The organism is Arthrobacter crystallopoietes (assembly GCF_017603825.1).
GTDB lineage: Bacteria > Actinomycetota > Actinomycetes > Actinomycetales > Micrococcaceae > Crystallibacter > Crystallibacter crystallopoietes_B.
This window is the reverse complement of the sequence record NZ_CP072014.1, coordinates 2,384,460-2,404,846: the sequence shown is the minus strand read 5'-3', so window position 1 is coordinate 2,404,846 and position 20,387 is coordinate 2,384,460. Positions and strand designations below refer to the sequence as shown.

Annotated in this window: 22 protein-coding genes; 10 read left to right on the top strand and 12 right to left on the bottom strand. The window is 64.3% G+C overall.

Translation table 11 applies throughout. The annotated features are described in order from the left end of the window. Positions 1-110: 110 nt before the first annotated feature. From J5251_RS11140 to J5251_RS11130, 3 genes are all read right to left on the bottom strand, one after another. Positions 111-1,559, bottom strand: a complete 1,449-nt coding sequence (locus J5251_RS11140; protein ID WP_432264397.1) for a sugar transferase — start codon at positions 1,557-1,559, stop codon at positions 111-113. Between the two features lie 182 nt (positions 1,560-1,741). Continuing rightward, positions 1,742-2,344, bottom strand: coding sequence for a low molecular weight phosphatase family protein (locus J5251_RS11135; protein ID WP_208573998.1), 603 nt, complete (start codon positions 2,342-2,344; stop codon positions 1,742-1,744). 32 nt (positions 2,345-2,376) lie between these two features. Continuing rightward, complete coding sequence (locus tag J5251_RS11130) at positions 2,377-2,853, bottom strand: hypothetical protein (protein WP_208573997.1); 477 nt, start codon at positions 2,851-2,853, stop codon at positions 2,377-2,379. A 190-nt stretch (positions 2,854-3,043) separates the two neighbouring features. On the opposite strand from J5251_RS11130, the gene J5251_RS11125 reads away from it, so the two are divergent. After that, positions 3,044-4,225, top strand: coding sequence for a carboxylate-amine ligase (locus J5251_RS11125; protein ID WP_244250631.1), 1,182 nt, complete (start codon positions 3,044-3,046; stop codon positions 4,223-4,225). A gap of 22 nt (positions 4,226-4,247) precedes the next feature. On the opposite strand, the gene J5251_RS11120 is transcribed toward J5251_RS11125, so the two are convergent. From J5251_RS11120 to J5251_RS11110, 3 genes are all read right to left on the bottom strand, one after another. Next, entirely contained in the window at positions 4,248-4,460 is a 213-nt protein-coding gene (locus J5251_RS11120; protein WP_169990901.1) for a hypothetical protein, read from the bottom strand. Positions 4,461-4,601: 141 nt separating this feature from the next. Further along, positions 4,602-7,553 carry a hypothetical protein gene (locus J5251_RS11115; RefSeq protein ID WP_208573995.1) on the bottom strand — a complete coding sequence of 984 codons (2,952 nt, stop codon included), beginning with the start codon at positions 7,551-7,553 and terminating at the stop codon, positions 4,602-4,604. Between the two features lie 528 nt (positions 7,554-8,081). Further along, on the bottom strand, positions 8,082-8,570 hold the full coding sequence (locus tag J5251_RS11110; protein ID WP_208573994.1) for a hypothetical protein: 489 nt from the start codon (positions 8,568-8,570) through the stop codon (positions 8,082-8,084). A gap of 212 nt (positions 8,571-8,782) precedes the next feature. On the opposite strand from J5251_RS11110, the gene J5251_RS11105 reads away from it, so the two are divergent. Continuing rightward, positions 8,783-8,959, top strand: a complete 177-nt coding sequence (locus tag J5251_RS11105) for a CsbD family protein (RefSeq protein WP_139005311.1) — start codon at positions 8,783-8,785, stop codon at positions 8,957-8,959. Positions 8,960-9,014: 55 nt separating this feature from the next. On the opposite strand, the gene J5251_RS11100 is transcribed toward J5251_RS11105, so the two are convergent. Continuing rightward, complete coding sequence (locus J5251_RS11100) at positions 9,015-9,644, bottom strand: signal peptidase I (protein ID WP_208573993.1); 630 nt, start codon at positions 9,642-9,644, stop codon at positions 9,015-9,017. 114 nt (positions 9,645-9,758) lie between these two features. After that, complete coding sequence (locus J5251_RS11095; protein WP_208573992.1) at positions 9,759-10,361, bottom strand: TasA family protein; 603 nt, start codon at positions 10,359-10,361, stop codon at positions 9,759-9,761. 273 nt (positions 10,362-10,634) lie between these two features. On the opposite strand from J5251_RS11095, the gene J5251_RS11090 reads away from it, so the two are divergent. The 4 genes from J5251_RS11090 (at position 10,635) to J5251_RS11075 (ending at position 13,886) form a co-directional block, all read left to right on the top strand. Further along, positions 10,635-11,474, top strand: coding sequence for an SDR family oxidoreductase (locus J5251_RS11090; RefSeq protein ID WP_208573991.1), 840 nt, complete (start codon positions 10,635-10,637; stop codon positions 11,472-11,474). A gap of 104 nt (positions 11,475-11,578) precedes the next feature. After that, entirely contained in the window at positions 11,579-11,995 is a 417-nt protein-coding gene (locus tag J5251_RS11085; protein ID WP_208573990.1) for a GNAT family N-acetyltransferase, read from the top strand. An 8-nt stretch (positions 11,996-12,003) separates the two neighbouring features. After that, entirely contained in the window at positions 12,004-13,131 is a 1,128-nt protein-coding gene (locus tag J5251_RS11080) for an AI-2E family transporter (protein ID WP_208573989.1), read from the top strand. Beyond that, positions 13,131-13,886 carry a ZIP family metal transporter gene (locus J5251_RS11075; protein ID WP_208576136.1) on the top strand — a complete coding sequence of 252 codons (756 nt, stop codon included), beginning with the start codon at positions 13,131-13,133 and terminating at the stop codon, positions 13,884-13,886. Before J5251_RS11080 ends, J5251_RS11075 begins: the two co-directional genes overlap by 1 nt. A gap of 22 nt (positions 13,887-13,908) precedes the next feature. On the opposite strand, the gene J5251_RS11070 is transcribed toward J5251_RS11075, so the two are convergent. Further along, the gene (locus J5251_RS11070) at positions 13,909-14,352 is read right to left on the bottom strand and encodes a DUF1232 domain-containing protein (RefSeq protein ID WP_208573988.1); all 444 of its coding nucleotides are present in this window, start codon (positions 14,350-14,352) and stop codon (positions 13,909-13,911) included. A gap of 247 nt (positions 14,353-14,599) precedes the next feature. Between J5251_RS11070 and J5251_RS11065 the strand changes: the two genes are divergently transcribed. Both J5251_RS11065 and J5251_RS11060 read left to right on the top strand, forming a co-directional pair. Further along, the gene (locus tag J5251_RS11065; protein ID WP_208573987.1) at positions 14,600-14,896 is read left to right on the top strand and encodes a hypothetical protein; all 297 of its coding nucleotides are present in this window, start codon (positions 14,600-14,602) and stop codon (positions 14,894-14,896) included. A 126-nt stretch (positions 14,897-15,022) separates the two neighbouring features. Further along, positions 15,023-15,238, top strand: coding sequence for a hypothetical protein (locus J5251_RS11060; RefSeq protein WP_208573986.1), 216 nt, complete (start codon positions 15,023-15,025; stop codon positions 15,236-15,238). Positions 15,239-15,261: 23 nt separating this feature from the next. On the opposite strand, the gene J5251_RS11055 is transcribed toward J5251_RS11060, so the two are convergent. After that, positions 15,262-15,936, bottom strand: coding sequence for an aspartate/glutamate racemase family protein (locus J5251_RS11055; protein WP_208573985.1), 675 nt, complete (start codon positions 15,934-15,936; stop codon positions 15,262-15,264). 185 nt (positions 15,937-16,121) lie between these two features. On the opposite strand from J5251_RS11055, the gene J5251_RS11050 reads away from it, so the two are divergent. Together J5251_RS11050 and J5251_RS11045 are read left to right on the top strand one after the other, a co-directional pair. Continuing rightward, positions 16,122-16,895, top strand: a complete 774-nt coding sequence (locus J5251_RS11050) for a hypothetical protein (protein WP_244250630.1) — start codon at positions 16,122-16,124, stop codon at positions 16,893-16,895. A 24-nt stretch (positions 16,896-16,919) separates the two neighbouring features. Next, entirely contained in the window at positions 16,920-17,606 is a 687-nt protein-coding gene (locus J5251_RS11045; RefSeq protein WP_208573984.1) for a class F sortase, read from the top strand. A gap of 36 nt (positions 17,607-17,642) precedes the next feature. Here J5251_RS11045 and J5251_RS11040 read toward each other — a convergent pair whose 3' ends face one another. Continuing rightward, positions 17,643-19,133 (bottom strand): NCS1 family nucleobase:cation symporter-1, encoded by a 1,491-nt coding sequence (locus J5251_RS11040; protein WP_208573983.1) that lies wholly within the window; start codon positions 19,131-19,133, stop codon positions 17,643-17,645. A gap of 257 nt (positions 19,134-19,390) precedes the next feature. Further along, positions 19,391-20,089 carry an AfsR/SARP family transcriptional regulator gene (locus J5251_RS11035; RefSeq protein WP_139005300.1) on the bottom strand — a complete coding sequence of 233 codons (699 nt, stop codon included), beginning with the start codon at positions 20,087-20,089 and terminating at the stop codon, positions 19,391-19,393. Positions 20,090-20,387 lie beyond the last annotated feature (298 nt).

The window sequence follows — 20,387 nt, the reverse complement described above, 5'->3', positions numbered from 1 at the left end:
GGGCATAAGAAAAAGGCTCCGGTTCTCTGCGTTCAGAGAACCGGAGCCTTCGCGCTCCCGGTACCGATGAAGGTAACAGCGTTGCTGAGCTGTCTACCGCCGTCGTTATATTAGTAGGCTCCGTCTTTGGCGACGACTGCCTTGATGGTGCGGATGATGATGGTCAGGTCGCCGGCGAGAGACCAGTTTTCAACGTAGTAGAGGTCGAGGCGGACGCTCTCTTCCCAGGAGAGGTCCGAGCGGCCGCTGACCTGCCACAAGCCGGTGATTCCGGGACGGACCAGCAGACGGCGGTGCGTGTGCTGCTCATACACGGCGACTTCCCGCTCGAGTGGGGGGCGCGGGCCCACGAGGCTCATATCCCCAATCAGGACGTTCCAGAGCTGCGGGACTTCATCCAAGGAGTACTTACGGATGAAAGCACCGACGCGGGTTACCCGCGGATCACGCTTCATCTTGAACAAGGTGCCGTTGCCCTCGTTGTGCTCCGACAATTCCTTCAGCCGCGCCTCGGCGTCGACGACCATGGAGCGAAACTTCATCATGTGGAACCGGCTGCCCTGGATGCCTACGCGCTCCTGACGGAAAAACACCGGGCCTGGATTGTCTAGCTTGATCGCGATGGCGATGGCCAGAATGACGGGCGAAAGAACAATAAGGCCGAAGGCAGAGGCGACAACGTCGAGGGAGCGCTTCCAGGTGAACTTGGCGCCGTCGTACTGCGGCATCTCAACATTCATCAACGGAAGGCCTTCGACCGGCCGCCAGTGAATTCGCGGACCAGCAACGTCGACCAGCTTGCTGGCTACAACGAGCGAGGTGTTGGTCCCCTCGAGCTCCCAGCTCAGTTCCTTGAGGTAGCGCTGGCCGTTCTGTGCTGTGCCGGCGACGATTACAGTGTCAAAGTTATTGTCCTTGACCGCCTGCACTACGGATTCCGGAGAGCTGATGACGGGAATCCTGTGGCCTGTCGCAAGCGTGACCTCGGATTGCTCAGTTCCGCGAATGGCTGCGCCCAGCAGCCGGTAGCCCGTCTGCGGGGACTTGAAAATTTTGTCGCCCACGAAAGTAACGTCCGAGACCGAGCCGACGATGATGGCGCGGTCTGTGTAGTTCCCCTTTGCACGCTGCCGACCTAGCCACAAGCGCCAAGCATGCCGGGATAGGAGGAGCAGACCGAGGCCTACGGGCAAGGCGATGGCGAGGTAGCCTCGTGCGACGTCGTACTTCAGCAGCATGGCCGCGATGGCGAAAGCGCCGAAGGTTCCGATAGTTGCGTTAATTACGCGGCGGTACTCGTCATTTCCCACTCCGAGGACCGGCAGCGCGCGGCTTTGGGTAATCATGAGGGCCACGAGCCACATGAGCCCGAGAACCACCGAAACCATCGAGTATGTCTGGGCGGCCCCAGCCAACTGGAGTTCCTGCTCAGTGACGCCAAATCGCAGGAGCTGGGCGAGGAACAGAGAAGCCGCGACGACGAGCGTGTCAGTCAGAACCAGTCTGTTCTTTAGGGATCTACCCCAACTTCGGTCCTGGCCAACAGAACCTGCAGACATTGGCGATGGGGCCGGCAGTGGACCGACCGTTTTCTGTTCTGGTTCCACGGTGCGAATGTGTTCCCTGATGTCGTGACTCGGTTCCTCGACGGTTGTACGCATTAAATTGAAGCTCCCCCTACGATGCCTGCCTTTCCCCGACAGGCCATTCCCGTAGTGAAGTATACGGGCGATCAAAGGGTTTATCTAAGGTCGGGAGTAATTCTCGCTTCAAATTCGACTAATCGTTCCACCGCAGGTACGAGGTCCCTCACCATCTGCTGGTACACGGAGTCGTCGCGGCGGTACGGATCCACGATTTCGTCCTCGCTTTGGGCTGCTGCGCGAGCCTGATAGCGCTTCAGCGCAGCCAGATGAGGGAGCCGCTTCCAGCGGTATTCGACTTCTTCGTCCGACGTGCCGCCGGGGATCTCGGTGTCCGGGTCTGCTTCGAGGGCGTCGATCATCCGGGCGAGTTCACGTACCGTGAAGGTCCGCTTCAGCAGGCGGGGCATCAGGTTGAGGATCCGGTCCCGGTGCTCGATGCTCATAGCCAGCACCAGATCCACGTCTGCCAAATGGGATTCATGGAGCTGCCTGGCGGCGAACCCGTCCGATGATCCACCGAGGACATGAAGCAGCCCTGCGGCACGGGTATCCATAGGCGAATTGACGAGGGCCTGGATCCCGGCGCTTCGGACGTCGAAGACGCCGGGGCGGATCTGGTCCAGTTTTTGCTGCAGCAACCGCTCCGCCATTGGAGAGCGGCAAACATTCCCGGTGCAAATGGTCAGAATGCGGATCATTCCAGCACTCTAGCGGCTGGCTCCGCCTGCGGTCATTCCGAGTCGCCGGGCGCCTTCATGTTCGCCTGGGCGAGAGCACGATCAACCCAGTCCAAGTCCCGCGACTTTTCGCGTAGCAGCAGGTAGCGGACAGTCATCAGGAACGCGCCGCCGAGCGGCAGGGCGATCAGGAAAAGGCCAGGAGCAACGTCGATCTCGACCAGCAGCACCCACGCGGCGAAGAAACTGAAGGCCCAGAACGTTGCCTTGGCTGCACTCCAGCACTCCGCCATTGCCCGGCGTGGAAACAGGATGTCGCTCCGGTAGGTCAGGACCAGTGCGCAAAACCACGCGAAGCCGAGAACGAAGGCGGCCCAACCGGACCCGCCGTCGGCTCCAACCTCGGACACGGGCACTAGGAACAGGCCGACAGCAACCGAGACAGTGATGGCGATGGCGTCGGACATCCGCAGAACAGAGCCGGTGCTCAGGTGCCGGCGGACGGACTTGGTGATGGGGACAGTAACCATGTGCACACCGGACCTCTCTGGATGGTGACGAGATGCTTTAGTTTTAGCAACGGGTGGTTGGCGAAACCTTGGAGTCCGCCGCTCCCCGGCCATTCAGCCAATCGACCGGTGCATATTGTCGCGGTCATGCTGGGCTCATAATGTTGAAGACCGAGTCATGATCCATCAATTACGAGAACGGCCGGGCTGCATGCGTACCTTCGGAGTCGAAGAGGAACTGTTGTTGGTGGATCCCGACAGTGGACAGGCTGTGCCGCGCGCTCTGGCGCTGATGGACTGCTACCGGCAACTGCTGCCGGAGCTTGTGCGGAATAATTCCGCTGACCCGCCACTTCCGGAGTTCAAAGGCTCACAGCTGGCAACGGAATTCCAGCAGGAGCAGATCGAGATCATCAGCAGGCCGCACAGCTCCCTCGCGGAGCTGGCCGCGGATATCCGGGCGGGAAGAGCTTTGGCCGATGAGTGCGCCAAGGAGGTTGGGGCCCGCACGGCTGCCCTGGCAATGGCTCCCCTGCCCACGGTCCCCCACCCCGCACCTGATGAACGTGTAGGCATCATGATCGCGCGTTATGGCCTGACGGCGCGGGAGCAGTTGACGTCCGGATGCCACGTCCACGTCAGTGTGGAATCGGATGAAGAAGGCGTGGCCGTCCTGGACCGCATCCGGATTTGGCTCCCCGTCCTGGGGGCTCTGGCCAGCAATTCCCCATTCTCGCAGGGCATCGATACCGGCTATGCCAGCTTCCGCGGCCAAGCCTGGTCGCGTTGGCCGTCCACCGGGCCGCTGGAAATCTTCGGCTCGGCGGCTGCCTATTACCGCACTATAGAGCAGATGCTCGCAACCGGCGTCGTGCTGGACAAAGCGATGCTGTACTTTGACGCCCGGCTGTCCACCAACTACCCGACGGTGGAAATCCGGGTCAACGACGTCTGCTTGGACGCCGACGATACCGTGTTGATCGCCGCCCTCACCCGGGCCCTTGTAGAAACGGCTGCCCGGGACTGGCGGTCCGGAAAGGCTCCGGAACCCGTACCCGTTGCCATCCTACGGCTCGCGGCCTGGCAAGCGAGCCGGTGGGGAATCGAAGGCGATCTACTGCACCCCGTGACGGCCAGGCCCTGCAACGCCTTCGATGTAATCGACTTGCTGCTGGAGCACGTTGGCGAGGCGCTTTCCGAGAGCGGGGATGAGGCGCAGGTACAGCGGCTGTTTGGGCAGTTGCGTGGCAGGGGAACCGGGGCGCGGCAGCAGCGTGATGCGCTGGAGCGGACGGGTTCTCTGGAGGGTGTTGTTACGGAAGCGATCCGCCGCACGCATACGCCAAGCGTTGATGTCATGAGTGCAGAGGTGGGGCCGACCGCAACCGTGTGACGGTGCCGCTTCGGGGCGGGGGCTACTCGCCGTCGCTGTCCCGGGCGGCGAGTTCAAGCTCCACGAGCGACTGCCGCAGAAGGGTTTCCGGGTTGGCTTCACCCGCCCCCGCGTTGCACTCCCGGAAGACTTCCTCCTGCAACTGCTGCGCCAGCAGATCCAGCTCCTCGCGGGAGAGGGTCTCCAGGTGCGCCGGGAAGGCTTCCTTCGGCGAAAGGTAGGGCTTGCCTGACATTCCTGCTCCTTATGCTCGATGCGTCCCCGGAGTGCGCCCCCTGCGAGGGTGAATCCACCCTACGCCACTGCTCGGCTTGCTGCCTAGCATCAAGATTGCGGGAAAGCGAGCAGCAGGTGAACTACCTGCCCACGGCCGGGTTCAGGAGCGTTTGCGGGCTGCGAAGAGCACTGCGCCATACGCGCCGATCAGGAGCATCGCCGCGGCGAGAGCGGAGAGGGTTCCCGCTTGAGACAGTGCGAATGCGGGATCCAGGCGGAGCAGTTGCGGCCGGATCGTACCGTCTGCTGCCAGTGACGGCTCTGCCTCCGCCTGTGACTCCCCCGGGCCGGCGGGCTGCTGGTCCTCAGTGGCCTTCGTCGCCTCGGGAGTTTCGGGCAGGCCGCCGAGCGGCGGAACCGGCATGAGGTCCGTTTCCGCACGTTCGATATCAGGTGCGCTGGCTCCCGACTGGCCGGCTCCAGGTGCTGCGGTGAAGACCGGCTCCCCGCCGGGCGCGGGAATGCAGATGCTGCCGGCGCCCTCTTCGTCGAGCTGCACGGTGTTCCTCAGCCCGGTTCCGAACGCAGCGTCCGCCACGCAGTCCAGATGCTCAGCCGGAATGTTCGGATCCAGCTGGATCCGCACATTGACCAGGTAGAGGTGGCTGTCCAAAAGTTCCAGGCTGCGGTCGGTGGCGAGCACAGCGGCAGGATCCGCTTCGGGATTCGGCCATTCGCCGCTCTCGGACGTTCCCAAGAGCATCCAGCGCGCCTTCAGGATGTCCACGCCGTCGCCGAAATCAAGGGTGTCGGTCAGGTTGTAGATGGTGCCGGCAACGACGGAGGGGTTCTCCACGGAGACCTCGTACACCACATCCCAGACGCCTTCCCCGGCGCCGGTAACCTTGACCGGCTCGCGGGCGGACTTGGTGACGTTCAGGGCCGGCGCTTCCCAGCTGCTGACAATGGAGCAAACGATGCTCTGCCCGTAGGACGGGACCACGACGGTTCCTTCCTGGTACAAGGTGCCGCTGCCGCTGGCCAGTTCGCAGGACCACTCGCTGGCGAGGAACTCCGTGCCGCCGATGAACCCGGCCGTTTCGGAGAGATCATAGGCGGTGCCGGCGGCCACGCTGCCGACGATTCCGGTGGCGCCGGCGACGGCGGCGGCTTCGCCTCCGGCCGGGGTGGCGGAGAGCTTCCAGTCAGCCGGGCTGATGCCGGTCGGCGGCTGCGGGCCGACGGCCTTGATCAAGGTGAGCTGCTGCTGGCAGTCGATGGTGTTGGTGACGGCGACCTCGTTGGCGACCATCAGCTTGGTGATCTTGCCCAGGCCCTCCGATTCGGCAACCGCACAGCCGGTCGGCAGCGTGAGGTTGGCTCCGAGCGCAAGGCGGGTGCCGGCGTCGTACGCATACACGGTGCCCCACTTGCCCGGAGCCGGCTCTCCCTCGCCGTCCGGCAGGACCAGCTCGGCCGCGAAGCCATCGGGCTGGCTGCCACCGGCGTACACGTTGCCGTTGATGTTCCAGCTGTTGGTGGCCTTGAGCGTCACGGGCAGCGGCTGGCAAGCCTTGGCGCTGAGCCCGTTCAGCTGCACGGAGCTGGTCAGCCCGGTGCCGCTGCCGCTGTCGATCCGGCAGTCCAGGTGGGCGGCGCGGGTACCGGCGGGCACGCCGACCACGGCGCGCACGCTGTAGGTGTGGACGGTGTCGCCGTCCGGGCTATGGCCGATCACCGTGCCGGCCGGGGCGAGGACGGTGGTCCGGTTGGCATCGGGGCTGGCCCAGGATCCCGACGCCGGGGCGCCACCGGTGCGGGTCCAGGTGGCGGACTTGATGGTGACACCGGGGCCGAAGCTGAGCGTGTCCGAGAGGCTGTAGGTGTTGTCCGCACTGCGGGAGGTGTTGGTGACGGTGATGTCGTAGCCAATGCTCCAGCTGCCGGCCTCGCCCGGAACCGGAGTGCCCGCGGTCTTCAGCAGCTGCAGGTCACCCTCCTGGTTGCTGCAGTCCAGCGCGTTGGTGATGGTGAACGAGTTCACGCCGGCTTTGAGTGCAACGGTGGCGCCGCTGTCCGAGAGCGCCTTGCCGGCGAGGGAGCGGGAGAGCAGGCGGCACTGCTGGCCGGGCGAGAAGCCCTCTTTGATGGTGACGCGGCCACCGTCCTCGAAACCGATGGCGGGGACGCCGAAATGCGCGCCGTTGGTGGAGGCGGGGGCCAGCAGCAGGTGGGCGTTGACGCCGAGGCTGGAGACCTCCTCGTGGCTGGCGGACCGGCCGTTGACCTGCCAGTTGACGTTGACCAGGACGTCCGCGTTCTTGATGCCGTCATTGTCATCGTCATCGCCCCGGGGCTCGGGCTTTTCGAGGCTGTTGCCGTTGGCGTCCTGCTTGGGCGTGGGCTTGCCTTCGACGACGGTGACGTTCGGGGCGACCGCGACGGGCTCTGCGCCGTCCGGGCTGCCGGGGGTTTCCGGGACGGCTTCGGCGCCGGTGTTGTCCGGGTTGTCCTGGCTGCCTTCGCCGTTGTCCGCGGGCGGGGCCTCGGGTTCCGTGGGCGTGCCCGGATCGATATTGTCGACCGGCGGCGGAACGGGAATGTCGACGTTGCCGCCGTCCGTGGCGGGCGGGGGCGTGGTGGTTCCGCCGGTGGCCGGCGGGTCCACCGTGGCCGGCGGGGTGACCGAAGTGGGCGGCGGGGTGACGACCGGCGGCGTGGTGGTGGGCGGAGGTGTGGTCGGGACGACCTCTACCGGCGTCGTCGTCGTTGGTGGTGGGGTTGTCGGGGGCGTGGTGCCTGCCGGAGCCGGGCCCGGGTTGGGCGTGGTTGTCTCTGCCGGGGCCGTTGTGTCTGGAGCGGTGGGCGAGGTCTGCGGCGTGGGCGATGGCGAGATGCCGGAGAGCTCCGGCGCCTGAGTGCTCAGCTCGCGGGTGGTGGAATCGTCCGTGGGTTCCTTGACCGTCCTGGCGGCTCCATTGTCATCGGCCGGAGCTGTTGCCGAAGCGGTGGCGGTGGGCGATGGCGTTGCCGTTGGTGTGGCCATCGCGGCGGCAGGCCAGCCGAGCACGAGCATGGCGAACATTAGTGCCGTGGCCAGGGCGGTGCGCATTATCGTGAGCACGGTATGCCGGCCGGATTTCGCGCGGACACTTCCGCGGCTTCTGGCTGCTGCGCGCCGGTGGTGCCGGGGCACAGCGGAACTGGACCTCTCACCTCCGGTTCCCCGGAGAGGGAAATACCTCATGAACTCCCCCAAGCGGTTGTCGCAGTCACACCGGGCGGCTTCGCTGCCTACCGGTTCGACGTCAAACCTCTACCTCATATGCCCCGCGAAACCGCGGGGTATGGTGCCTTGGTCCTCCCCCACGAAGGGCCGCAGCGGATGGTGATGCGGTACGGTGCGCGTTCCCGCATCACGCCAACTGGTGCCGCCCCGAGCACCGCGTGCGAGTGTCCTGCTCCCCAGCAGGACCCTTTCCAATACGTCCAAGCTACCAATCGCCACTTGTAAAAACCATAGTCGTTACCCGACTGTGCCGCGTAAACACGCGGAAAAACTGGTTATACGATGCGTTTTACGAAGGGTCACGGCGCACCGGATCAGTGGCAGCTGGGTCGCCGTTTCCCGCTGGCGCGATCAGTTGCAGACGATGTTCAGCTGGCCGGTGAGCGGCTGGCCGGTCCAGACGTTGGTACTGCCGGGGACCTGGTACTTGCCGCGGAGCTCCCACCGCCATGTGCCCGACATAAGGTTCTTATCCCCGATCTGCGAGTATTGCCGGCCTATCGGGGTGGCAGGGTCACCGTTGTGGACGATGATCCCGCTTGGATTGATGACGGTGAATTCATGGACATTGGCGTGGAGGACCTTGCCGTAGCTGGTGGCAGTGATAACCAGCTGGCGAGATGCCTGCTGGTATCTCTCGCATGTGGCCGTAATAGTCGTGGCGCTGGCAGCCGGCGCGATGAGTTTGGCGGCGCTGACGGTGAGCGCACCGTAGGCCTGGCCGGTGAAGGCAGCCTGGGCGATCGCGGGAATGCCGAGGAGGCTGGGAACAAGCAGCAAGACAGCGATGAGCCGGCGCCACAGAACCGCCGCGCCTTTCCTGCTGGTGCTCGGTTCCATGTCCTGCCTCTCGCATGTCGAGCGGGCCCTTCGGCCGGAAAATGATCGTGTGCTTCAAGTCTGGCTGCCGGACCTCAACCGCCCGTGTTGAGGCTCAGGAATGGCTCAAAGTTCCTGCGTGGTGGCGAACAACGGCCATAGTAAGTAGGGTTAGGAATGTCCGGCCTGCCGACGAAATATCGGCAGCAACCACCGACCGAAGGAGAAACACCATGGGTTTGGATGACAAGATCGGCAACGCCGCAGAAAAGGCAGGCGGCAAGGCCAAGGAAGCAGCCGGAAACGCTACTGACGACGAGAGCCTGCGGGCCGAGGGCCAGACGGACCAGACCAAGGCAGACCTCAAGGGCGCCGGCGAAAAGATCAAAGACGCTTTCAAGAAAGACTGATTAATTTACTGCGAAAAAGGGGTGTGGCCACTTCGGCTGCGCCCCTTTTCGCTGCTTAGGCGGGCATCCCGCCGGGGTGAGCACCGGCGTCGTTATTCGTATTCGTTTCTGCTTCCGGATCTTTGCGCCAGATAGCGGCCAGGGCGCCGATGACCAGCACTGCGGGAGCGCCGTACATCAGCGTGTTCAGGACTACCGGCTCGCGCAGGGTGCGGATGGCCGTGCCCAGATAGGGAACCGTGAAGGCGTGGCGGTAGACCTGCTCGCCCTGCAGGGTGGCCGTCCACGGATCCACGCCGTTGTTGGCGTCGCCCTTGGTGCGTACCGCCGTGGCGCCGCCGTCGGTGGTGATCTCGACGATCCGGTGCGTCTCTACCCGGTGGTCCTCGATGGGAATGTGGTAGGTGATGATGTCGCCGACGGCCAGGTCCGCCACATCAACGGGAGCCGTGACGACGACGTCGCCCGGATTGATCAGCGGCGACATTGAACCGGTCAGCATGGTGGCTGTCTGGTAGCCGAACACTCGGGGCCCGACGGCCAGCAGCAGGAAGACTGCGGCAGCCAGGACGAGGAGCAGGGTGGTGATGACAGTCAGGATCCGGTTCAGTATGCGGCGGGCGCGACTCGTATGAGGTTCAGTGCTGTGGGCTTGCTGGGCGGGTGGTACCGAGACGGTGCTCATTGTCGCGCTTTCCCTTTGTTTTCGCGTGCTGAGGATCTGATGCGGGCCGGGTATGACCGGTTGATCCGCCCTCCCCCAAGAAGGGCGGATCAACCACGTTAGGTGCAGTCAGGCTTACTTGGTTTGCGCGTTGCGGCCGGTGGCATTGAAGGAGAACGCCACCTTGCTCTGGTCACCCTGGAAGTCATCGTTGGCCGCGGCGGGCAGGACCAGCTGGATCTTCAGACTGTCGCTCTGACCGGCAGTCAGCGACGTCAGCTGAGCCAGCTGACGGTCTACCCCGATGACGGAAGTGCTGGCCAAAACGGTTTCAGCAGTGCTGCCGCAGGTGTATGCACCGGGAGCGCCGGCCCAGCCTGCGGGGCAGCGTTCGATCCTCAGCTGCAGACCGGTTGCAGCATTGCTGGTCAGATCCGTCGGCGTGGACGTTGAAGTGGTCAGCATGACGCCGCCCAGCTGGGACGAACCGGTGTTCTTCAGGGTGACGACCCGCTCGATGGTGTCTCCGGGGAGAATGTCGCTGGCCGGAACGATCAGGCCACCGGTGGCGCCTTCGGTGAGATTGACCTTCACCGTGCCGGCTGTGACCTGCTGATCAGCTGCCGTGGAGCTGGTGAACGCGCCGTAGGTGCCGAGGCCGGCGACTCCCGCCGCCGTGGCGACGAGGGCTGCGGAGGCGAGGAGCTTGCCGGAGGTGGTCTTCATGCTGATGCCCATGGTGTTTTCCCATTTCGTAATCCGGACCGTCCAGGTCCTGCCAAAGTTGTCTCAGCCCCGCTGGCTGACATTGATTACTCTGGCGGGCGGACCTCAAGGAATAAGCGGAGCTTCACGCAACATCCGTGCAGGGTTTGCTCAAGACTTTGACGCTGCTCAAGTTTTCCTCAATCCAACCGCAAGTGCACTTAGTTTCGCTTGCCTGCGCCCGGCTGTAAGCTTGCTTACTATTATTGATTTGCCAGATTGAACCACCACCAGCAGGAGGCCGACATGAACCAGCCGAAGCAGCAGCAGGATGTGCCCGGGATCCAGTCCAAGATGACGCCAGTGCCCGACTGCGGCGAAGAAAGCTACCGCGGGATGGACAAACTTAAGGGCAAAGCCGCGGTGATCACGGGCGGCGACAGCGGGATTGGCCGGGCTGTGGCCATCGCCTTCGCCCGGGAAGGTGCGGACGTGCTGATTTCCTACCTCAGCGAGGACGAGGACGCCCGAGACACCGCCCGGCTGGTGGAGGAAGCCGGCCGCAAGGCAGTCCTGGTGCCCGGCGACCTGGACACCGCGGAGCACTGCCGCAAAATCATCGACACCGCCGTACAGGAGTTCGGCAAAATCGACATCCTGGTCAACAACGCCGCTTACCAGATGACACACGAGACGATCGAGGAGATCAGCGACGAGGAATGGGAGCACACCTTCAAGGTGAACATCAATGCGATGTTCTACCTGGTCAAGGCGGCACTCCCCCACATGGGCCCAGGCTCCTCGATCATCGGCAGTTCCTCGGTCAACTCGGACATGCCGAATCCCACGCTGGCACCCTATGCCGCCACCAAGGCGGCGATCGCCAACTTCTCCGCCAGTCTGGCACAGCTGCTCGGCGAGAAGGGCATCCGGGTCAACAGCGTTGCTCCCGGACCGATCTGGACTCCACTGATCCCGTCCACCATGCCGCCGGAGAAGGTGGAGTCCTTCGGGAGCAACACCCCGCTAGGCCGGGCGGGCCAACCGGCCGAACTGGCACCGACCTACGTACTGCTGGCATCCGACGACGGCAGCTACATCTCCGGCGCCCGCATTGCGGTCACCGGCGGACGACCCATACTGTAGCAAACCCAAAAAAGAGACCGAACTGTCTTGCATTCAGGTTAGTAAGCATGCTTTGCTTCGAAGTACGAAATAGAAAGCATGCTTACGAGAAAGGCGATTCCCCCATGAAGCCTGTAGTACGGGACAATTTCGGCGCCTCACAGTTCGATGCCTACATTGACGGCGTCGTGGTGGCGTCTCTGCATTACCAGATCCAGGACGGCGAGATCTGGTTGCTCTTTACCGACGTGCCCGGCGGACGGATCGGTAAGTCCTTGGCCTCCAGCCTGATCACCACGGCACTATCCGACGCCCAGCGCAGGCGCCTGGCGGTCCGGCCGTTCTGCCCCAAGGTCCGGCATATGATCGCCACGCTGCCGAACTACCTGATGCTGGTCCCCCATGAGGAACGGCTGCGCCTGCACTCGTCCCTCATCGCAGACAAGCAGGAAGCCGAACGCCAGCAGCAGCTGGCACGCGTACAGGAACAGCGGAACGCGCGCCGCCGGGCAGTCCGGGAACACCAGCCGGCTGCTGCCTGAGGAACTGCATGAGCAGCCACGTCAGCAGGCAGGACGAAACTTCCCCAGGACGACGTGTGTGGCAGGACGGATTGGGGCGCACGGGAAGCCGCTGCGCCCAGATCCTGCTGATCCTGACGTTGGTGTCCGTCTCCATCTACGGGCTGCTGCAGATCCGGCTGCTGGTCATCCCGATAATGATCGCGCTGATCCTCGCAGCAGCCATCGGCCCGTTTGTGAATTTCCTGCGCCGGAAGGGTGTGCCGGGAGCACTGGCCACGGCGATCGCCTTCCTGAGCCTGCTGGTGCTGCTGGCCGCAACGACCACCGTGATCGTCGTTGCGGTCCGGAGCGAATGGGACGAACTCGTGGTCGCCACCACGACCGGTCTCGACGAACTGCAGGCCTTCCTGCTGACCGGACCGCTGCCCATCGACCAGGCCCAGATCAATGACGCACGCGAGGCGCTGATCGATTTTGCCACCAGCCAGCAGGTCCGCTCCGGCGCCCTAACTGGCATCTCGGCGGTCACCGAATTTATCGCGGGCGCCACGCTGATGGTGGTGGTGCTGTTCTTCTTCCTCAAGGACGGGCAGAAGATCTGGAACTTCTTCCTGCGTCCGTTCAGCGGCCGACGTGCTGCCAAGCTGCGCCGGGCTGGCTCCCGCACCCTAGAGGTCTTGGGCGGCTATGTCCGCGGCACGGCCATCATCGCGCTGGTTGATGCAACGGCCATCGGCGTAGCCCTGCTCATCCTGCAAGTGCCGCTGGCCATACCGTTGGCCATGATTGTCTTCCTGGGCGCGTTCATCCCGTTGGTGGGTGCAACGGTTGCCGGGATCCTCGCCGCCCTGGTGGCACTGGTGGCCAATGGGCCGGTAGTGGCGCTGATCGTCGTCATCATTGTGGTGGCGGTGAACCAACTGGAGGGCGACCTGCTGCAGCCGATCGTGATGGGCAACGCCCTGAAGCTGCACGCGCTGGTCATCCTGTTCGCGCTGACCGCCGGCACCATTCTCGCGGGTATTGTCGGCGCGGTGCTATCGGTGCCGCTGGCCGCCGTCATCTGGGCCATCCTGCAGGTCTGGACTGCGGAGGACCCGCGTCTTGAAGACCTGAATCCAGATCTTCCGCCCGCGGGGTCTGAACCGACGTGATCCCGGTGTGGCTGCAGGCGCTAGTTTGGGGAACGGTCGGCGGGGCCGCCTTGGTGGTTGGCTCCGCGATTTCCTGGAAGTGGCGGATTCCGGACAAGGTCGTGTCCACCATTATGGCCTTCGGCGCGGGAGTACTGATTGCCGCGCTGGCCTTTGAGCTTGTGGACGAGGCTGCCGAGACGGGCGGCCTCTGGCCCACTGTTGGCGGGTTCCTCGCAGGGGCGGTGCTGTTCGCGGCCGCCAACCTGCTGCTGGCGCGCCGGGGCGCCAAACACCGCAAACGCTCCGGCGGCCAGCAGCCCAACGAAGGCGAAAAGCCCGGCAGCGGCACGGCCATCGCCGTCGGCGCCCTGCTGGACGGGATCCCCGAATCCCTGGTCCTCGGGCTGGGCATGGTGGCCGCGGGATCCGTCAGCCCTGCCATGCTGGCCGCGGTCTTCATCTCCAACGTGCCCGAAGGCCTCTCCAGCTCGGCCGGCATGAAGAAGGCCGGTCGCAGCGCAGGCTACGTCTTCGGGGTCTGGGGCGGCATCGCCCTCCTGTGCGGGGTGGCTTCGCTGCTGGGGTTCGCGTTGCTGCAGGGGGCGCCCGAGGAACTGATCGCTTTCATCACCGCGCTGGCGGCCGGGGCGATCCTGGCGATGATCGCCGACACGATGATTCCCGAGGCCTTCGAGCAGCACCACATCCTGACCGGTCTCACGGCGTCGTTCGGCTTTGTCATCGCCTTCGCCATCCACAGCGCGGGAGGCTGAGGGCGCAGCGGCGCAGTCCTTATCAGCCGCCTTCAGGTTCTTCGCCGGCCAGCACCGGCGGAAGGCCGGCGAGCTTGCGGATGATCTGCAGGCCGGCGTCGCTTCCCGGCCAATGCCTGCCCAACGGCTCCGACCCCGCAGCACGGATGACCGAACGCAGCACAAGGCCAACCACGACGACGTCATCTGCGTAGCCTAGGACCGGGATGAAGTCGGGGACGATGTCGATCGGGGAAGCCAGATACAGCAGCAGCAGCAAGAGGCGCAGCCTTACGCCAGCCGGCAGGGTGCGGTCCTTGGCCAGCCCGTGAACGAGTCGGAGCAGATCAGGAAGCAACCGCAGTGCGTCCCGCAGGGCCACCGTTTCCGGGTTTCGCCGCGCATATCTCCACAGCAGGAACAGCAAGGCGACGTAGACCAGTAGGACTCCCCCGACGATTCCTACCAGGACTTCCCACCATTGCATGAACTCTCCCTTCGCTCGCCCAGTTGCATGATTTCACACCCTGAAGCCTGCAACCGGAGCGCTCCGTTGTGATTCCGTTACGGACAGGAATTCGCGGATTACGGAAGGGTTGCAGGTCCCAAGTGCCCCTGTCACCCAGGATCCACCAGCCGTAAGATTGTTGTTGTTGTCGGCAACGAAGCCGCCCGAAAGGAGCCATCCAAATGCGTCGAGGCTTTGGCCTGCCAACATTCCAAGGACAATCGGTATGACAGCAGTAGAAGCGTTCCCGTCAGAACACCTGCGCTGGCTCGGCTGCGCCGGAAGCTCCACGCCAGCCGCCCGGGAAGCGTCAGCAGCCGCCTCGGAGGACGACGCGCTGGCACGGACCATTGCCGAGCACGTCCACTGCGGGGAACCGATGAAGTTGGTCAGCGCGGCAGATCTGCCGATCACGGCCCCGCTCATGGTGCTAACCGCCGACACGGTGCTGCCGGAGCCCAGTGCAACAACATTCCGCACCTACCGTTGCAGCTGCGGTTTCACCCTCGACGCCGATCTCTGAGTCGCGAACCGCGAGCGCTTAGCCCACCACTCATATCCGGGGCAGGGCCCCTTCATAGCTGAAACATAGCTCCGCTTCCTACTGTGGATCCCAAGAGCACACAACGCATCGAGGGAGTGGCTGATCATGACCAGCACAGCAGACGAAGGCACCCGCAGGAACGCGGTTCCCGTTACACTCGTCATCCGGGCCTGGCAGGAAACCGGCCACAACGGTTTCCGGGCGCGCGTTATCCGTGGCCCACGCCGGGCCCGCCGTCCTGCGGTCGAAACAACCACCGATCCGGAGCAGGTAATGAAGTTGGCCCGCGAATGGCTGACCACCCTGCAGAATCCGCTGTGAGCGTCTCCATTGCCCGGTCTCTGCTAGGCAGCCGCGCCTACCGAAGCCGGCGGCATCGCGCGTCCGGAGTCGGCAGCAGCGAGGGCTGCCCCGGCGGCCAGGACACAGTCGACTACGGGAAGGCCTAGCCGCCGGTTCAGTTCCTTTCCGATGCCCATACTCGTGAATCCGGTACAGGCCAGCAGAATCACATCCGCCCCGGCATCCGCCAGCCTGCGGCCGGCGTCGAGACTTTCGAAAACTCCGGTCGGCGTTAGCAGCTCTGTACTGAAGTTGACGCTCTGCGGTGATTCAACCGCGATGAGGCGGGAGCCCAGGACGGAGGCCACGGCTTCGGGCGCCTCCAGGGTTATACCGAGGACGCCAATGCGAGCGCCCAGGGCCATTGCCGCCGCGGCACCCGCTGCCCCGGCTCCAACTACCGGCACGTCCACCGCCAGCCGAGCTTCCGCCAGGCCAGGGTCTGCAGCACAGCTGATAATTATGCCGTCGACCTCGGGAGCAAGCTCCCTGGCCAAGGCAACCACTTTGGGGGCGGCGCGGACGCAGGATTCGGCGTCGTGCACCGCCTCGGGCTGGAACGGGACGGCGCGGGAGACCACGGCAAAGGGAAAGGCCGATTGCAGGATCTGGCCGTGGATCTGAAGCAGCCGCCGAGCATCGGTGGATAAAGTGCGAATCAATCCAACACGTTTCATTCTGACTCCCTGTCCCCGGTTGCTTGTCACTTGCCATGCTGCCCGCTGGACGTTGCCGCGACATTTCGCCGAGGTAATTTTTCACGTTCTTCAGAAAAATCCAATCCGTGGTGCGGGTCACTCCGAAGACCATGTATGCGCTCCACAACGGGAGCGTTGCAACCCGCATTCTGGAGGATCCTTTCGTGAACAAGAAGATGCGTTTGATGACCATTCCCGCCCTGGCCCTCGGCGCCGTCGCCCTGGCCGGCTCCCCCGCCATGGCCCACGGCGATTCCGACCATTACCAGGCCAACCTCGGCTCCCTCAACGGCAGCAGCGCCACCGGCAGCGTCATGGTCGACGTCACCGGCAACCAGGCCCACGTCAAGATGGACGTTTCCGGATTGGCCGAAACCTTCAACGACGCCCCCTACCCGCACGTCCAGCACATCCACATCGCCGCCCAGGGCACCTGCCCCGGCCCGGAAGCAGACACCGACGGCGACGGCGTGGTCTCCACCACCGAAGGCCACCCGTTTTACGGCCACATTGGAACCACGCTGGCCACCTCGGGCGACACCAGCCCCGACGCCGGGCTGACCCTGGAGGTCGGCGGCCAGGGCGGCGCCTACACCTACGACCGCACGTTCGAACTCAACGCGGACACCATCGCCGCGCTTGAGGCGGGCACCGCCGTCGTCGTTGTCCATGGCCTGGATCCGGCAACCCTGAGCGCGGAGGCGCAGGAGAAGATGAGCGACCTCGTTCCCGGGCTGCCATTGGCCGCGACTTCGCCGGCAGCCTGCGGCACGCTCGCTGCCTCCCAGATGGGCGCAATGCCCGACGGCGCCCCGGACACGGGCGTGGAAGTCACCGAGAACAACACCACCGAAATGCTCGCCCTCGGCGGCGGCCTGGTTCTGGCCGCGGCGGCGGGCGGAACGTGGATTGTCCGCCGCAGCATGGCCAAGTCCTAGGCACGGCAGGACAGCAACCCAGCCATGACGATTGGTAGAACAGGCCGCCGCGGACCAGCACTGCTGGCCGCGGCGGCCGCCCTGCTCCTGACCGCCTGCGGCACCTCGCCGCCCTCCAGCCCAACACCAACAACCCAAACAACGACGGCGGCGCCCTCCCCCAGTTCCGCCGCTGCCTCCGGTACTTTGCCTGGTTCCAGCTCCACCTCCACCCCTGTTCCCCGTGCGGAGACAAGCGCGGCCGCACCCGAGCCCGCAGCCGCGCCGGTTTCGATGGAGATCGGGAAGATCGGTGTCTTCTCGGAACTGCTGCACCTGGGTTTGCAAGAGAATGGAACGCTGGAAGTTCCGCCGGAGGATGCCGGCGCTCCGGCCGGCTGGTACAACGGCTCCCCCGCCCCCGGGGACCCCGGACCTGCCGTGCTGCTGGGCCACGTGAACTCGCTTAGCCAGACCGCGGGTGTCTTCGCCCGGCTGCCGGAACTGGCCAAGGGCGACAGCATCCGCGTCGAGCGCGAAGACGGCACCAGCGTTGTCTTCACCGTGGACCGCGGCGAGCAGTACCAGAAGAACCAGTTCCCTACGCTCGAGGTCTACGGCAACACGGAGGGACCGGAACTGCGACTGATCACCTGCGACGGCTACAACCCGGACACCGGCATCTTCGAAGACAACTACGTGGTCTACGCGTCGCTCGCGGAGGACCAATGACTGCAGGGTGTCAGTGGCCCGTTTGTCAGGTATCTGTCAGCGGTCGTCGGCAGACGTTATGACCACGTGGCCGCGCATGGCCAGCCAATGGAAGAGCCCGCCAAGGACCGCGCCGAAAACCCAGGCAAAACCGCTAAGCTGCGCCAGTTGCGGCAGCCATACCGTCAGGATGGAGAAGACGCCGGCGATGGCGAAGGCCACCACTGCCCGCCGGTTCCAGCCGCGGGTGAAGTGGTAGATCCCCTTCGGGTCCGCGGAGTAAAGGTCGTTCAGGTTCAACCGTTGCTTCCGCACTATGTAGTAGTCGGCGATGATGATGCCGTAGAGCGGTGCGAGCACCGCTCCCAGTGTGTCAACAAACCGCGGCAGGCCGATGTTCGCGATGACGGCCACCCAGAGCGCACCTATGACAAAGCCAGCAGCCGCGGTGATCATGCCTGCCGTACGGAACGAGATCTTGGCTGGGTTGATGTTGGACAGCGAGTATGACGGCGGAATGAAGTTTGCGACGACATTGATGCCCAGCGTCGCGAGGAGGAAGGTCACCGCCGCCAAAACCGTCAACGGGACGTTGTCCACGAGCCCGACGATGTCGGCAGGATTGGTCAGCGGGTTGCCCTCGCCGTCCTGGTAGAGGAGGTAGGCGCCGGCTGTAATGAACACCGACAGGAAGGTGAAGAGCGCCAAGCTCAGCGGCAGGCCGGTGAAGTTGCCAAACCGCATGGCCCGTTCGTTGCGGACGTTGCGCGCGAAGTCACCGAAGTTAATGACGACGGCGGCGAAGTAGGCAATCATCGTGCCCACCACTCCTGCGAACGCGGCCACGGCTGCCCACCCGGTCACATCGTCGTTGGAAAAGAGTGTGCCCACAGCTTGCGGCAGACCGGACCCAACCTGCACCCAGATCGCAACCAGCAGTGCGATCATCACCACGTAGACACCTGGGCCGACAATGTTGAGGAAATTTGCAATCCGGTCGATGCCGCCCAGGAAGAGTGCAACCTGCAGCACGGAGGCGAGCACGTAGGACGCCCAGGCGACCCAATTCATGCCCAGAAACTCTGCGCCTCCAGGGCTGCCCAGGATGGCATTAAGCGCCAAGGCGATGGCGGTGGACGCGAAGTAGGTTTGCGCCCCGTACCAGAACACAGCGACAACTGCCCTGATGATCGCCGGGAACTGCGCGCCTCGCACGCCCATGGAGGCGCGCGCGAGGACAGGATAAGGAAAGCCGTATTTGACGCTGGGCCGTCCGCTGAGATCGACGAGGAGCTTCACGATGAAACCGGCAAGGAGGATGGCAGCAAAGACAAACCAGCCATTGATGCCCGCGGTAATAAACAGGCTTGCGGCCAAGGTGTACCCGGCAAGGCTTTGGATGTCGTTGGACCAGACATTGAAGATGGCAAACCAGCCCCAGGTTCGCTGCGATGCCGGCAGCGGGGCAAGATCCTCGTTGTACAGGGAAGGATCGGCGTTGCGGACCGCCAGATCGGAATCGCCCAAGTCGTTGTTCCAAGCACTCATGGCTATCACTTCCCCGCCCCGGGAACCGAGACGTAAACCGTATCGTGGAAATCTATTTCCGTAAAAAGAAACTTTATGACCTGCATCACACTTTCGTCAATGGTGGAACCGCGCGTTTTCGGAAAGGCATGGATGACCCTGGCGCCAGATTTGAGGCCCTCATCAAGACGGTCTAGAAGCGCGCGGCTATACCGCCGGGCTCCTGGCAGCACACCCCGGCCTGAGCAGTGCGCGACAAGAACCTGTCCGGCTTCCTGTTATCCGGATCTAATGAGCAGCGGCCGGATGAGCCCGGTGACGTCCGAGGGAAGGGCGGCACCGAACTCGGTCCGCATGCGGGAGCTGAATTCACGGTAGGCGCCCAGGGCGCCGGCGTGGTTGCCTTCTTCCAGATGGGCGCGCAGGACCAGCCGGATCGCATTCGCGTGCAGGGGCTCTATCCGCAGCGCTGCATGGGCCGCTTCCATGGTGCCGGGCGCATCGCCGCGTGAGAGCATGTCTTCGGCCACGGTTTCCAACGCTGCCAGGCGCTGGCGGCGCCACTGTTCCTGCTCGTAAAGGACCCAATCGTCGTACCACCCCGGCAGCAGTTCACCCCGGGCCAGCAGCTCCACCCGGCACCGACCACCTGCTGCGGTAGTACCGGACATAGCGCGGCGCAGTTCCTGCACATCGATGTGCAGATCCTCAGTGAGTTCGAGCCGACCGTTGTCCCGGGTGAGCAGGCCAGGCAGTTGGCGGGAAATGGTCCAGATCGTTTCGCGCAGGTTTCCCGATGCCTGGGTATCGGCGCTGTCCGGCCACAGGGTGCCGGCCAGGTACGGTCGGGGCCGTGGCCCGAGCAGGGCCAATGCCGCTATCAGCCGCTGCTGGCGCAGGCCCATCTTGAGGTCCAGGTCGCCGCGGTGCAGCCGCCACCCGTCGATGAGCTGCAGCCTCCATGTGTTTTCGTCCATCACGTCCCCTCAGTAATAAGCACCGGCCCCCCGGCTGCTGGAGGAGACATATCCGAAGCGACGAAAGTCGCCAGATACGGAAAAACGTATCGACAGGGGCTTGGAAAAACATCAGGAGGCAGCGGCCGGTTTCACGGATCCGTGGGGAGGCGTCCCGTCGGCGCTGAGGACCAGCCACTCTGGTACCGAGGTGGTCAAGACTCCGGAGTCCGGTGGAACGAGCCCCCAACCCCGCCGGACTTCGGCCCTTATTCCGCTTGGGTTCCTCCAGAGTCAGCATTCGGCCGCTGGATCTTGG

Excerpts from the sequence above, each read along its gene's own strand:
- J5251_RS11060 (WP_208573986.1), top strand. The coding sequence starts at position 15,023 with ATGACCAGCACAGCAGACGAAGGCACCCGCAGGAACGCGGTTCCCGTT.
- J5251_RS11070 (WP_208573988.1), bottom strand. The coding sequence starts at position 14,352 with ATGCAATGGTGGGAAGTCCTGGTAGGAATCGTCGGGGGAGTCCTACTG.
- J5251_RS11090 (WP_208573991.1), top strand. The coding sequence starts at position 10,635 with ATGAACCAGCCGAAGCAGCAGCAGGATGTGCCCGGGATCCAGTCCAAG.
- J5251_RS11115 (WP_208573995.1), bottom strand. The coding sequence starts at position 7,553 with ATGCGCACCGCCCTGGCCACGGCACTAATGTTCGCCATGCTCGTGCTC.
- J5251_RS11055 (WP_208573985.1), bottom strand. The coding sequence starts at position 15,936 with ATGAAACGTGTTGGATTGATTCGCACTTTATCCACCGATGCTCGGCGG.
- J5251_RS11045 (WP_208573984.1), top strand. The coding sequence starts at position 16,920 with ATGACGATTGGTAGAACAGGCCGCCGCGGACCAGCACTGCTGGCCGCG.
- J5251_RS11095 (WP_208573992.1), bottom strand. The coding sequence starts at position 10,361 with ATGGGCATCAGCATGAAGACCACCTCCGGCAAGCTCCTCGCCTCCGCA.
- J5251_RS11035 (WP_139005300.1), bottom strand. The coding sequence starts at position 20,089 with ATGGACGAAAACACATGGAGGCTGCAGCTCATCGACGGGTGGCGGCTG.
- J5251_RS11080 (WP_208573989.1), top strand. The coding sequence starts at position 12,004 with ATGAGCAGCCACGTCAGCAGGCAGGACGAAACTTCCCCAGGACGACGT.
- J5251_RS11100 (WP_208573993.1), bottom strand. The coding sequence starts at position 9,644 with ATGAGCACCGTCTCGGTACCACCCGCCCAGCAAGCCCACAGCACTGAA.
- J5251_RS11065 (WP_208573987.1), top strand. The coding sequence starts at position 14,600 with ATGACAGCAGTAGAAGCGTTCCCGTCAGAACACCTGCGCTGGCTCGGC.
- J5251_RS11130 (WP_208573997.1), bottom strand. The coding sequence starts at position 2,853 with ATGGTTACTGTCCCCATCACCAAGTCCGTCCGCCGGCACCTGAGCACC.
- J5251_RS11120 (WP_169990901.1), bottom strand. The coding sequence starts at position 4,460 with ATGTCAGGCAAGCCCTACCTTTCGCCGAAGGAAGCCTTCCCGGCGCAC.
- J5251_RS11125 (WP_244250631.1), top strand. The coding sequence starts at position 3,044 with ATGCGTACCTTCGGAGTCGAAGAGGAACTGTTGTTGGTGGATCCCGAC.
- J5251_RS11105 (WP_139005311.1), top strand. The coding sequence starts at position 8,783 with ATGGGTTTGGATGACAAGATCGGCAACGCCGCAGAAAAGGCAGGCGGC.
- J5251_RS11135 (WP_208573998.1), bottom strand. The coding sequence starts at position 2,344 with ATGATCCGCATTCTGACCATTTGCACCGGGAATGTTTGCCGCTCTCCA.
- J5251_RS11085 (WP_208573990.1), top strand. The coding sequence starts at position 11,579 with ATGAAGCCTGTAGTACGGGACAATTTCGGCGCCTCACAGTTCGATGCC.
- J5251_RS11110 (WP_208573994.1), bottom strand. The coding sequence starts at position 8,570 with ATGGAACCGAGCACCAGCAGGAAAGGCGCGGCGGTTCTGTGGCGCCGG.
- J5251_RS11040 (WP_208573983.1), bottom strand. The coding sequence starts at position 19,133 with ATGAGTGCTTGGAACAACGACTTGGGCGATTCCGATCTGGCGGTCCGC.
- J5251_RS11140 (WP_432264397.1), bottom strand. The coding sequence starts at position 1,559 with ATGTCTGCAGGTTCTGTTGGCCAGGACCGAAGTTGGGGTAGATCCCTA.